The sequence below is a fragment of the Geodermatophilus obscurus genome (assembly GCF_900115395.1).
GTDB lineage: Bacteria > Actinomycetota > Actinomycetes > Mycobacteriales > Geodermatophilaceae > Geodermatophilus > Geodermatophilus obscurus_B.
The window spans coordinates 314821-326968 of record NZ_FOWE01000006.1 but is presented as its reverse complement, the minus strand read 5'-3'; the positions used below and the strand labels follow the sequence as shown (position 1 = coordinate 326968).

Annotated in this window: 14 protein-coding genes; 8 read left to right on the top strand and 6 right to left on the bottom strand. The window is 75.8% G+C overall.

All coding sequences use genetic code 11. From position 1 onward, the window contains the following. Positions 1-58: 58 nt before the first annotated feature. The 5 genes from BM165_RS14115 to BM165_RS14095 all read left to right on the top strand — a co-directional run bounded on the left by BM165_RS14115 (position 59) and on the right by BM165_RS14095 (position 3279). Complete coding sequence (locus BM165_RS14115; RefSeq protein WP_075014147.1) at positions 59-244, top strand: hypothetical protein; 186 nt, start codon at positions 59-61, stop codon at positions 242-244. 65 nt (positions 245-309) lie between these two features. Then, the gene (locus BM165_RS25710; protein ID WP_075014254.1) at positions 310-684 is read left to right on the top strand and encodes a LapA family protein; all 375 of its coding nucleotides are present in this window, start codon (positions 310-312) and stop codon (positions 682-684) included. A 172-nt stretch (positions 685-856) separates the two neighbouring features. Continuing rightward, on the top strand, positions 857-2701 hold the full coding sequence (locus BM165_RS14105) for an acyl-CoA dehydrogenase (protein ID WP_075014146.1): 1845 nt from the start codon (positions 857-859) through the stop codon (positions 2699-2701). Between the two features lie 123 nt (positions 2702-2824). Continuing rightward, positions 2825-3088, top strand: a complete 264-nt coding sequence (locus tag BM165_RS14100; protein ID WP_075014145.1) for a hypothetical protein — start codon at positions 2825-2827, stop codon at positions 3086-3088. Next, positions 3088-3279, top strand: a complete 192-nt coding sequence (locus BM165_RS14095; protein ID WP_075014144.1) for a hypothetical protein — start codon at positions 3088-3090, stop codon at positions 3277-3279. The genes BM165_RS14100 and BM165_RS14095 overlap by 1 nt, the downstream gene beginning before the upstream one ends. A gap of 32 nt (positions 3280-3311) precedes the next feature. On the opposite strand, the gene BM165_RS14090 is transcribed toward BM165_RS14095, so the two are convergent. Genes BM165_RS14090 through BM165_RS14075 form a run of 4 tightly spaced genes read right to left on the bottom strand, consistent with a single transcriptional unit; the run spans position 3312 to position 6968 of the window. After that, positions 3312-3917, bottom strand: coding sequence for a response regulator transcription factor (locus BM165_RS14090; protein ID WP_075014143.1), 606 nt, complete (start codon positions 3915-3917; stop codon positions 3312-3314). Next, positions 3914-5137 carry a sensor histidine kinase gene (locus BM165_RS14085; RefSeq protein WP_208976741.1) on the bottom strand — a complete coding sequence of 408 codons (1224 nt, stop codon included), beginning with the start codon at positions 5135-5137 and terminating at the stop codon, positions 3914-3916. The genes BM165_RS14090 and BM165_RS14085 overlap by 4 nt, the downstream gene beginning before the upstream one ends. A gap of 41 nt (positions 5138-5178) precedes the next feature. Next, complete coding sequence (locus tag BM165_RS14080; protein ID WP_075014142.1) at positions 5179-5985, bottom strand: ABC transporter permease; 807 nt, start codon at positions 5983-5985, stop codon at positions 5179-5181. Between the two features lie 29 nt (positions 5986-6014). Next, positions 6015-6968: an ABC transporter ATP-binding protein gene (locus BM165_RS14075; RefSeq protein WP_083427344.1), complete on the bottom strand. Its 954-nt coding sequence runs from the start codon at positions 6966-6968 to the stop codon at positions 6015-6017. 167 nt (positions 6969-7135) lie between these two features. On the opposite strand from BM165_RS14075, the gene BM165_RS14070 reads away from it, so the two are divergent. Further along, entirely contained in the window at positions 7136-7888 is a 753-nt protein-coding gene (locus tag BM165_RS14070; protein WP_075014141.1) for a 3-hydroxybutyrate dehydrogenase, read from the top strand. Between the two features lie 27 nt (positions 7889-7915). Here BM165_RS14070 and BM165_RS14065 read toward each other — a convergent pair whose 3' ends face one another. Beyond that, entirely contained in the window at positions 7916-8095 is a 180-nt protein-coding gene (locus tag BM165_RS14065) for a hypothetical protein (protein ID WP_075014140.1), read from the bottom strand. A gap of 87 nt (positions 8096-8182) precedes the next feature. Between BM165_RS14065 and BM165_RS14060 the strand changes: the two genes are divergently transcribed. Then, the gene (locus BM165_RS14060) at positions 8183-9049 is read left to right on the top strand and encodes a 3-methyladenine DNA glycosylase (RefSeq protein WP_075014139.1); all 867 of its coding nucleotides are present in this window, start codon (positions 8183-8185) and stop codon (positions 9047-9049) included. Positions 9050-9071: 22 nt separating this feature from the next. After that, positions 9072-9893 (top strand): tyrosine-protein phosphatase, encoded by an 822-nt coding sequence (locus BM165_RS14055; protein ID WP_075014138.1) that lies wholly within the window; start codon positions 9072-9074, stop codon positions 9891-9893. 74 nt (positions 9894-9967) lie between these two features. Here the strand turns inward: BM165_RS14055 and BM165_RS26100 are convergent, their stop codons facing one another. Next, positions 9968-12091: a diguanylate cyclase domain-containing protein gene (locus tag BM165_RS26100; protein ID WP_083427343.1), complete on the bottom strand. Its 2124-nt coding sequence runs from the start codon at positions 12089-12091 to the stop codon at positions 9968-9970. Positions 12092-12148: the final 57 nt, after the last annotated feature.

Below are 12148 nucleotides of genomic sequence, written 5' to 3'. Positions count from 1 at the left end.
GTCCCGGTCGCCACGGTCCCGGTCGCCACCGCACCCCCGCGGCCGCAGACTCGGACCGGTGAGCACCCGCGAGCAGAAGATGCCCGAGCCGGAGTCCCCGCGGTCCGTCGGTCCGCTGGGCAGCAGCACCTCCGGCCCCCCGGCGCCGGACTCCGACGGCCCCGAGGCCACCGGCCCGGCCGACGGCGCCGCCGGCCCGTCCTGGCCCCCCGCGGAGACCGAGCCGGCGGCCCACCGGGACTGAACCCCGCGGTGCCGTCCCCGGCGTGGTCGCTGTTTGAGGTCCCGCCGGGGCGGTAGTCCTCTGTGGTGACCACTCCCGGAACGCCTGCCGAGCCCCGGCCCTCCGCGCCGGGCACCGACCCGTTCGCGACCGGCACTCCTCCGTACGGGACGGGCACGCCGGCGTCGACGCCGCCGGCCACCACCCGCTCGGATCGGCCGTCCCGCGCCCGCACGGCCGGCCGCACGGCCGGCATGGGACTGGCGCTGGCCCTGCTGATCGCCGTCACGGTCATCCTGGTTCTGTTCGTCGTGTTCAACGGGCAGACCGTGCAGATCAGCCTCGTCTTCACCGACGTCGACGCGCCCCTCGTGCTGGCGCTGCTGATCGCCGCGGTGCTGGGGGCGCTGATCGCCTCGCTGGCCGGTGCGGTGATGCGCGCCCGCCGCCGCAACCGCTGACCCCGGCCGACCCGCACGTCCCCGACAGCCCGGGACACGCTCGCCTGACTCCTGCGAGCGTGTCCCGGGCCGCGCTCTTGCTCCTGGTTACCCACCGGTAATACCGTTCGTTACCGGCGAGTAGGTGCTGCCGCTCGCCCCCACCGGTACGGAGCAACGGAGCCAGCCCGCCATGAGCCACTACACCGCTGACCTGCGGGACCTCGAGTTCAACCTGTTCGAGTTCCTCGAGACCAAGGACCGGTTCGGCACCGGCCCGTTCGAGCAGATGGACGCCGAGACCGCGCGCGGCGTGCTCGCCGAGATCCGCCGGCTGGCCGAGGGCCCGATCGCCGAGAGCTTCACCGACGCCGACCGCACCCCGCCGGTGTTCGACCCTGCGACGCACTCGGTCACGCTCCCCGAGTCGTTCAAGAAGTCGGTCAAGGCGATCGAGGACGGCGAGTGGTACCGGCTCGACCTGCCCGAGCACCTCGGCGGCTTCGGCGCTCCGCACGCCCTGACCTGGGGCGCCTTCGAGATGATCCTCGGCGCCAACCCCGCCGTCTTCATGTACGGCTCGGGCGCCGCGTTCGCCGCGATCCTGCACGAGCTGGGCACCCCGGACCAGAAGCGCATGGCCGAGCTGATGCTGGAGCACAAGTGGGGCGCCACGATGGTGCTCACCGAGCCCGACGCGGGCTCCGACGTGGGCGCCGGCCGGACGAAGGCCGTGCAGCAGCCCGACGGCTCCTGGCACATCACCGGCGTGAAGCGGTTCATCACCTCCGCCGAGCACGACCTGTCGGACAACATCGTCCACCTGGTCCTGGCCCGCCCGGAGGGCGCGAAGGCCGGCACCAAGGGCCTGTCGCTGTTCGTCGTCCCCAAGTTCCACGTCGACCTCGGGACCGGCGCCCTCGGCGAGCGCAACGGCGTGTACGTCACCAACGTCGAGAAGAAGATGGGCCTGAAGGTCTCCACGACCTGCGAGCTGACCTTCGGCGACGGCCCGGTGCCCGCGAAGGGCTGGCTGGTCGGTGAGGTGCACGACGGCATCGCGCAGATGTTCGAGGTCATCGAGCACGCGCGGATGTTCGTCGGCACAAAGGCCATCGCCACGCTGTCGGCCGGCTACAAGGTGGCCCTCGACTACGCGAAGAGCCGCGTGCAGGGCGCCGACCTCACCGCCACCAGCAAGGACGCGCCGCGGGTCACCATCACCCACCACCCCGACGTCCGCCGCTCGCTGATGCTGCAGAAGGCCTACGCCGAGGGCATGCGCGCGCTGTACCTCTACACCGCCACCTTCCGCGACCGGGTGACCGAGGCGGAGGCCGCCGGCACCGCCGACAGCGACGAGGCCCGGCTCGCCGCCCGCGTCAACGACCTGCTCCTCCCGGTGGTGAAGGGCTTCGGCTCCGAGCGCGCCACCCAGCTGCTGACCAGCGAGTCGCTGCAGTGCCTGGGCGGCTCGGGCTACCTGCAGGACTACCCGATCGAGCAGTACATCCGCGACTCCAAGATCGACACCCTCTACGAGGGCACGACGGCGATCCAGGGCCAGGACTTCTTCTTCCGCAAGATCGTCAAGGACGGCGGCGTCGCGCTGACCTGGCTGGCCTCTCAGATCCAGGCCACGATCGACGCCGAGGCCGGCAACGGCCGCCTCAAGGAGGAGCGGGCTCACCTGGCCACCGCCCTCGGCGAGGTCCAGGCGATGCTCACCACCATGTTCGGGCAGCTCAGCGGCGCCCAGGAGGACATGACACGGCTGTACCAGGTCGGCCAGAACACCACCCGCCTGCTGCTCGCCGTCGGCGACCTGGTCACCGCGTGGCTGCTGGTCCGCCAGTCCGAGGTCGCGCTGGGTGCGCTGGCCGGCGAGGTGAGCGAGAAGGACCGGCTGTTCTACGAGGGCAAGCTGGCCGCCACCCGCTTCTTCGCCACCCAGGTGCTGCCCCGCCTGGCCGGCGAGCGGGCGATCGTCGAGGCCACCGACAACGCGCTCATGGACGTCCCCGAGGCCGCCTTCTGACCCGTGCACTTCCGCGGAAGTGCACCGCCGACGGCCGTCTCCCCCGGGAGGCGGCCGTCGGCCGTTTCGGGGGGACGACGGCGGGCATGGCCCTCCCGACGGCGTCGTCGGACCGGAGGCACCATGACCGACCCGCAGGGCAGTGACCGCATCCAGCAGGGCATCCCGACCGCGTCGGGCACCGGGGACAACAGCAGCACCGGCGCCGGCTCCGGCTCCGGCTTCGACGAGGTCCCCCTGACCGCCGACGAGGCGATCGAGCGGGACGCCGCCTCGGGGGACGACCTGCCCGCCCGTGCCGACTCCGACGTCGCCCGCGCCGTCACCGACGGCCCGTCCGGCGAGGTCGCCGGCCCCACCCCGCGATCCGGAGGCGGAACAGACTGATGAGCGAGTCCGACACCAGCGGCTACCGCGAGTCCCCCGACACGACCGACGGGCCGACGAGCACCAACATGGTCGACGGCGTCACCGGCGAGAACCGGTCCGACGGCGGCGAGCAGGACGTCACGCTGACCACCGACGACGAGGCCCAGCGCGACGAGTCCGTGGTCCGCGGCGGCAACGAGGCCAGCTAGGGGAGGGCCCCGTCCTCCCCGCGGCGGGGCCGTCAGATCCAGCCGTGCCGGCGGGCGACCTCCACGGCCGCGTGCCGGTTGACCGCGCCGAGCTTGCCCGCGGCCGAGGACAAGTGGTTGCGCACCGTGCCCGGCGACAGGTGGGCGCGGGCGGCGATCTCCTCCACCGGTGCGCCGCCGGCGGCCAGCTCCAGGACGTCGGCCTCGCGCGGCGTCAGGGGGCTGTCGCCGGCGCTGATCGCCTCCGCGGCCAGCTCGGGGTCGACGTAACGCCCACCGCCGGCGACGGTGCGGACGACGTCGGTGAGCACCGGCGCCGGCACCGTCTTGGGCAGGAACCCGCGCACCCCCGCGGCCAGCGCCCGCTTGAGGTGCCCGGGGCGGCCGTGCCCGGTGACCACCACGACCCGGCAACCGGGGACCAGTCCCCTCAGCTCCGCCGCCACGGCGATCCCGTCGAGGTCGGGCATCTGCAGGTCCAGGACGGCGACGTCCGGGGTGTGCGCCCGGGCCATCGCCAGCGCCTCCCGGCCGGAGGCGGCCTGCGCCACCACCTCGAGGTCGTCCTCCAGCGCCAGCAGCGCCGCCAGCGCCGAGCGGATGAGGTTCTCGTCGTCGGCCAGCAGGACCCGGATCACCGGACCTCCTCCGTCGCGCGGTCCGCGGTGGCCACCGGTACCCGGGCCTCGACGACGAACCGGTCGCCGTCGCGCCCCGTGGACAGCTCCCCGGACGCCGCGGCCAGCCGCTCGGCCAGGCCACGCAGGCCGTTGCCCCAGGTGGCCGTCCCGCGCCCGGCGCCGTCGTTGGCCACCTGCAGGCGCACCGGGTCGCCCGCGACCAGGGTGATCGTGCACGTGCCTGCGGAGCTGTGCCGCAGCACGTTCGTCACCGCCTCGCGCACCACCCAGCCCAGCGCCGTCTGCACCGGCCCGGGCAGCGCCGCGCCGGCCTCCTCCCCCGTCACCGTGCAGCCGATGCCCGCCGCGCGGAGCACCGAACGGGCGCCGGCGAGCTCCCCGGCCAGGTCGGTGGTGCGGTAGCCGCGGACGACGTCGCGGACCTCGCGCAGCGACTGCTCGGCGACCCGGCTGATGTCGGCGAGCTCGTCGGTCGCGCCGGGGTGCCCGCGGCGGACCAGCTCGCCCGCGAGCTGACTCTTCACGGCGATCACCGACAGGTCGCGGCCCAGGACGTCGTGCAGGTCGCGGGCGAAGCGCAGCCGTTCCTCGGCGACCGCCAGCCGCGCCGCCACCCCGCGGCTGCGGTCCATCTCGACGACGACGTCGAGCACCCACACCGAGAACCGGAAGGCCAGGGCCAACCCGGTCACCGCGGCCCCGAGGACGACGGCGAGGACGGCCGCCACCTCGAACGGGGTCTCCGCGGCGAGGACGACGACCGCCGTCGCCCCGCCGATGCCGAAGCCCCACCGCGCGAGCCTGCGGGAGGGCCACACCGGCGTCACCGCGGTGAGCACCATCGCCAGTGGCATCGCCACCCCCCAGGACAGGGCCGGCGTGCGGTCCGCCTGGCCGCCGAACGCCAGCACGCCCAGCGCCGCGGTCACCACGCCGGCGAGCGCGGCGGCGACCAGCGGCGCCCGCGCGGGCGTGCGGTCCTCCCGGCGCGCGGCGAGCCAGGACCGCGCCAGCACGACCGTCGTGACCGCGACGGCGACCGACCCGCCGACGAACGCGACGACCCCGGCCCCGGGGGCCGGGTCCTCGGCGGAACCGGCGACGAGCACCGCCAGCAGCGGCGTCATCGCCAGCCAGCCGTAGAACGACGAGCGCGTGTAGAGATCCAGGCGCTGCGGGTCGGAGCGGTCCCGCCACCAGCGCGCGACGGTCGGCACGGCCCTCATGCTGCCGTACCGACCGACGGGGGACGCACCGCTCACCGGCGCGGGGCCCACACGAACACGCGGGAGGCCACGCCGGCGGCGACGGCGATCCAGGCGGCCAGCACCAGCAGGGGCTGCGGTGCGGCGGCCCAGGCGCCGGCCCAGTCCACCGCCCGGCCGTCCCAGGTCTGCCCGGCCAGCCCCAGGCGGGCGAGCTCCACGATCGGCTCGATGGGCGTCAGCCGCAGGACCTGCGCGACCTGGTCGGAGAAGGCGGCCAGCGGGACCATCACGCCGGAGGTGACCGAGGCCAGCACGACCAGCGGCAGCGTGGTGATCTGCGCGCTCTCGGCGGTGCGGGTGAACGACGTGCTCGCCGCGGCCAGCAGCGTCATGAGCGCCATCCCGCCGACCAGGGCGACGAGCGGCAGGACGACGTCGACCGGGGCCGACCACTCGCCGATCACCGCGGTGCCGGCGAGGACCAGGAGCACCTGCACGACCGTGACCAGCAGCGTGGGGGTGGCGGTGCCCAGCAGCACCTCGACGGGGGTGAGCTCGCCGCTGCGCATCCGCTGCAGGACCAGCTCCTCGCGGCGGGCGACGTAGGTGGTCACCAGGTTGTAGTACGTCAGGAAGACGAGCGTCACGGCGACCGCGGTGACGGCGAGGCGCGCACCCAGCGGGCCGTCGCCGCCGAGCCCGGCGACCGGCACGCCGGCGACGAGCAGCAACGGCAGCAGCACCGAGTTGACGACGGCGGTGCGGTTGCGCAACAGCAGCCGGGTCTCGGCGCCGGCCAGCGCCAGCGTGCGGCGCAGCCGGGAGGGAGTGACTGTCGGGGCGGTCGAGGTGGTCATCGGGGGCTCCTCGCTCTCGAGAGGGACGGTCAGGAGGGGTCGGCGCCGTCGGCGACGGCGAGGAAGGCCTGCTCCAGCGATGCCGCGCGGGCCTGGAGCCCGCCCAGGACGAGGCCGTGGGCGTCCGCCCAGGCCAGGAGGCGGACGAGCACCGGCTGCAGCGCCCGGGTGTGCAGCTCCACGCGGGGGGCGGCGGACACGACCGTCGCGCCCGGGACGTCGGGCAGGGGCGGGGCGCCCGCGGGCAGGGTGAACCGGACGGTGGCCGGCTGCGTGGCGGCGATCTCGGCCGCCGTCCCGGAGAGGACGATCCGGCCGGCGCGCATGACCGCGATCCGGTCGGCGAGCTCCTCGGCCTCCTCGAGGTGGTGGGTGGTCAGCACCACCGCAGCGCCGTCGGCCACCCGCTGCCGGACCAGCGTCCACACCGTCCGCCGGCTCTCGGGGTCGAGGCCGGTGGTCGGCTCGTCGAGCACGATCACGCGGGGGGAGCCGAGCAGGGCGAGGGTGAGGTCGAGCCGGCGCCGCTCGCCGCCGGAGAGGCTCCGCACCCGCAGGCCTGCGCGGTCGGTCAGGCCGACCTGGGCGAGGGCCTCCTCGACGGACCGGGGGGCGGTGAGGGTGGCCGCCCACAGGGCGACGGTCTCCCGGACGGTGAGGTCGGACGGCAGGCCGCTCGACTGCAGGAGCACGCCCAGGTGCGGGCGGACGGCGGCGCGGTCGGCGAGCGGGTCGGCGCCCAGCACGCGGACGGTGCCGCCGGCGGCCGGCGCGAGGCCCTCCAGCACCTCCAGCGCGGACGTCTTGCCCGCGCCGTTGACGCCGAGCAGGGCGAAGACCTCGCCGGGGTGGACCTCGAAGCTGATGCCGCGGACGGCCTCGACGTCGCCGTGACGACGCCGCAGGTCGGTGACCACGACGGCGGGGCCGGCCTGCCCGGTCGTGGGGCCGGCCGGGGCGGGAGCCGGGCGGGTGAGCTGCACGGGGCCTCCTCCTCGCGCCCCGCCGGCCGTGGTCGGCCGGTCCTCCGGGGCACGCCCCCACGCTCCCGCCGCCCGCGGCCGGGCACAGGTGCCGTCCCTCACGACCTGGCGCCGCGCGTGCACGGGTCGCCCGTGACGCGTGTCACGGGTGTCCTAGGGTCGCCGCCATGGGTGCAGAGGACCTCCGGGGACGGCGGGCGCTGGTGACCGGTGGCGGCTCGGGCATCGGGCGGGCGATCGCGGTGCGGCTCGCCGCGGCCGGCGCCTCGGTGGTCGTGGTCGACCGGGACGCCGCGTCCGCCGAGCGGGTGGCCGCGGAGGTGGGCGGCACCGCCGTCGCCGCGGACCTCTCCGACCCGGCCGCCGTCGAGGCCATCGACGTCGACGTCGACGTGCTGGTCAACAACGCCGGCTTCCAGCACGTCGCCCCGCTGCACGAGTTCCCGCCCGAGGTCTTCGCGACGATCCTGCGCCTGATGGTCGAGACGCCGTTCCGGCTGGTCCGCGGCGCGCTGCCGCACATGTACGACCGCGGCTGGGGCCGGGTGGTGAACGTCAGTTCGGTGCACGGCCACCGCGCCTCGCCGTACAAGTCCGCCTACGTGACGGCCAAGCACGCGCTGGAGGGCCTGTCGAAGGTGGTGGCGCTGGAGGGCGCCGCGCACGGGGTGACGTCGAACTGCGTGGCACCCGCCTACGTGCGGACGCCGCTGGTCGAGGGGCAGATCGCCGACCAGGCCCGCACCCACGGGATCTCCGAGGACCAGGTGGTCGAGCAGATCATGCTCGCGCCGGCGGCGGTCAAGCGGCTGATGGAGCCGGCCGAGGTCGCCGACGCGGTGGCCTGGCTGTGCTCGCCGTCGGCCGCGTCGGTGACCGGCACGTCGCTGCGCATGGACGGCGGCTGGACCGCCCACTGACGCCGGGCGCGGGGTCCCGGCCGGGGATCAGCCGAGGAAGCCGGGCGGGATGCCCCTCGTGTCGAGGTCGCGGTGCTTCCCGCACCGCCGGCAGACCTGGTGGTCGGGGCCGCGCAGCCGCTCTCCCTCGGGACGGCGCCGCACGTAGGCGTGGACCCCCACGCGGCACAGCAGCGGCTTCCGGGTGGTCCTCGCGTCGCCGGCCATGGCGATCGCCTCCTCGTCGGGACACCCGAGCGTGGCACCGCGCCTCCCCTCCCGGTAGGGGCCCGCGCACGCTCCTACCCTGGTCGGGTGACCGCCGACGTCCTGCTGCCCGCGGCCGAGTGGGCGGCGCGGGCCGCGGCGCACGAGGCGCGGGTCGAGCGGTGGACGGCGCCGCACCGCGAGCGCCGCCGGCGCGGGGAGACCCACCCGGTGCTGGACTTCCTGTTCACCTACTACTCCGAGACGCCGGGCCGGCTGCGCCGCTGGCACCCGGGCCCGGGCGTCCGGCTGGCGCCGGGTCCCGGCCCGGCACCGCACGCCGGGTGGCGCTGGTACGCCACCGGCGACGACGGCGCGGTGCGGCTCGACGTCGACACCTTCCGGGCCGAGCGCGGGGACACCGTGCGGTTCGTGCGCGACCTGCTCGCGGCGACGGCGTCGCGGCCGGCGCACACCGGCTGCCTGGGCCTGCACGAGTGGGCGATGGTCTACCGCGCCGACGAGCGCCGGCACGCGGTGCCGCTGCGGCTGGGCCGGGCGGGCACCGACGCCGTCGTCGAGTCGCACCCGATCCGGTGCAGCCACGTCGACGCGTTCCGGTTCTTCACGCCGGACGCCGTCGGGCTCAACAGGCTGCAGCCGACGCGGGCGACGCAGGTCGCCATGGAGCAGCCCGGCTGCCTGCACGCGACGATGGACCTCTACAAGTGGGCCTACAAGCTCTCCCCCGCCGTGCCCGGCGAGCTGGTCACCGACTGCCTCGCCCTCGCCGCCGAGGTGCGGGAGCTGGACATGCGCGCCTCCCCCTACGACCTGCGCGACCGCGGCTACGCGCCGGTCCGGATCGAGACGCCGGAGGGCAAGGCGGAGTACGTGGCGGCGCAGCGCGGGTTCGCCGCCCGCGGCGCCGTGCTGCGGTCCCGGCTGCTGGAGGTGTGCGACCGGCTGGCCTGACGGCGCGCCGTACGGTCGAGGGGTGAGCTCACCGCACCCCGACCGCTGGCTGCGACTCGACGGGACCACCAACACGCGCGACCTGGGCGGGCTGCCCACCACCGACGGCGGCACGACCGCGTTCGGCCGGGTGCTGCGCAGCGACAACCTGCAGACCCTCAGCGACGACGACCTGCGCCGGCTGGCCGAGCTGCCGCTGCGCGACGTCATCGACCTGCGCACCACCGCGGAGGTGCTGCTGGAGGGCCGGGGCCCGCTGCGCGACGTCGAGGGCGTCACCCACCGGCACCTGAGCCTGCTGCCCGAGAAGGGCCACCACACCGACGTCTTCGCCGTCGAGGAGGACGACGTCCCCGAGCTGCCCTCGGACTGGCTGGAGACCCTGCTGCCCCGGCAGACCACCGAGGCCGACGAGGTGGAGCCGCCGGCGGTGCGCTCCTACCTCGGCTACCTGCACCACCGGCCGGACAACGTCCTGGCCGCGCTGCGGGTGATCGCCGGCGGGGACGGCGCGGCGGTGGTGCACTGCGCCGCGGGCAAGGACCGCACCGGCGTGGTGGCGATGTTCGCGCTCGCCGCGGCGGGGGTGCCGCACGAGGAGATCGTGGCCGACTACGCGATGACCGCCGAGGTCATCGACGCACTGGTGGCCAAGCTGCGCTCCTCCCGCACCTACGCCGAGGACATGACCAACCGCGACGTCGCCAGCCACACCCCGCGCGCGGAGACGATGCGGCGGCTGCTGGAGATCCTCGACGAGCGGCACGGCGGCCCGCTGGGGTGGCTGACCGAGCACGGCTTCGGCCCCGACGAGCAGGCCGCCCTGCGGGCTCGGCTGCGTTAGCACGAGGACCCCCTGCTCCCACCCCTCGCAGGCTCGGGGCGGGATCCGGCAGGGGGCCGACCACCGGTCCTTCGTCAGTCCCCCCGCGGGGCCGACGTCGGCGGGTGCTCGCGCTGCTTGTGCCGGTACATGGCGGCATCGGCGTCCCGCAGCAGCCGCTCGGCGTCGGCGGAGGGGTCGGCCGACCGGCCGGAGTGCACGGCCACACCCGTGCTGGTACCGACCCCGACCGGGGTGCCCTCGAGCCGGAACGGCTGGTCGAACGCCGCGGCGACCCGCGCCACGACGGCGTCGGCCGCGCGGGTCCCGGCCAGGCGGGGCACCAGGACGGCGAACTCGTCGCCGCTGAGCCGCCCGATGGTGTCCCCGGGCCGGACGGCGGCGCGCAGCCGGGCCGAGACCTGGCGCAGCAGCTCGTCGCCGGCCGCGTGGCCGAGGGTGTCGTTGACCGCCTTGAACCGGTCGAGGTCGCAGAAGAGGACGCCGACGTGGCCGGACTCCGGCGTGGCCGCCAGCGCCGCGACCAGCCGCTCCCGGAAGAGCACCCGGTTGGGCAGGCCGGTGAGCGCGTCGTGGGTGGCCTGGTGGCGGACGGTCTCCAGGAGCCGGGCCTTCTGCAGCGCGGTCGAGGCCTGGTCCCCGACACCGCGCAGGCGGGCCAGCACGTCGCGGTCGAGCGCGTCGGCGGTCTCGCCCGCCGCCCAGCTGGCGGTGACGACGCCGAGGAACCTGCTGCCGGCGAGCAGGGGCAGGGCGACGACGTCGCCGAGCCCGAGGGCGGTGAGCAGCTCGCGCATGGGTGCGCTGCCCCCGCTGGCGGTGATCACCCGCGGCTCGCGGTCGCTGAGCATGCCGAACAGCTCGGGCACGTCCTCGGCGTGCAGGCGCGCGGCCCGCAGGACGCCCTCCTGCTCCGCGCCCAGGCCCGCGCACGCCGCCGTCTGCAGCACCGCGCCCGCCGGGTCCCACAGCAGGACACCGGAGCTGCCGCACCCCACGATGCCGGGCAGGGCACCGGCGACGGCCTGGCAGATCGCCGGGACGTCGACCGCCTGGGACAGACCGTGCGCCAGCTCGAGCAGTGCGCCGGCGCGCCGGGTCTCCGCCCGGCTGGCCTCCAGGGCCATGACGAGGTCCAGCGCGGCCGCCGCGTGTCCGGCGTAGGCCGCCAGCATGGTGCGCTCGTCGCCGAGGCCGCCCTCGCCGGGACGGTGCAGCGCGGCCAGCCGGCCGTGGGTCCGCCGGGCGGAGGCGACGTCGACGACGACCGCGCCGGGGCCGAGGTCCTCCCCGGCGAGCAGGCGGGCGGTCAGGGCCGGGACCTCCGCCGGCGGCAGGCCGGAGCTGTGCACCAGCGGCGCACCGCCGAGCGGCGAGGAGACGGCGAGCAGGTAGGCGGGCGCCAGGACGGCAGCGGCGGCGCGCTCGACGATGCGCGACAGGACGGTGTCCAGGTCCTCGCCGTCGACCAGGTCGGTGGCCGCGGACTGCAGCGCGCGGACCTGGCTGCGCAGGGCCGCCAGCTCGGCGTCCGCGGCCGCCTCGCTCCGCCGCCGCCAGGGCCGCCGGGAGCGCCGGTCCCAGGAGAGGTGGTAGACGCAGGCCTCGTGGCCGTCGGACTCGCACTCCTCGTGCACCACGTGGGCCGGAGCGAGGCCGAAGACGGTGGGGACCATGCTGATGAGGCCGCGGGCGTAGTCGCAGTCCAGCCGCGAGTGCACGTAGCCCTCGTGCAGCCGGTAGCGGATCGTGGCCGAGGTGGCGCCGGCCTCCAGCACCTCCATGGTGGAGGTCGTGGAGAAGTTGGCGACGGCGCGGGGCAGCCGGGCGAACACCTGACGCGGTGAGCCCATGGCGCGCACCAGGACGACCACGCTGGGGTTCATACCGGTGCGCAGCGACTCGGCGCCCACCCGGAACATGACGCCCGGGTCACCGAGGACCTCCGCGGCCGCGGTGAACAGCCGGATCCGGGTGTCATAGCTGGTCCAGGTCGAGGCCCGGGAGAGCTCGTCGGCCGTGAACGGCACGCCGGCCCGGGCGAGCACCTCCTGCACCGCGGCCTCGCCGGCGTGCTGGGCGACGAAGGCGAGGACCAGCCCGGTCGTCGCGCCGGAGGTCTCCCGGGCCTCCTCGTGCGCCGTGTCGCCGTCCCCCGGCCGGTCGGGCGTCGGGGTCCCCCGGCGGTGTCCACTCACCCCCGCTGGATCGGCACCGGCTCGCCCCGGGTTGAGCCGCCGACCCGAAGGGGGGAG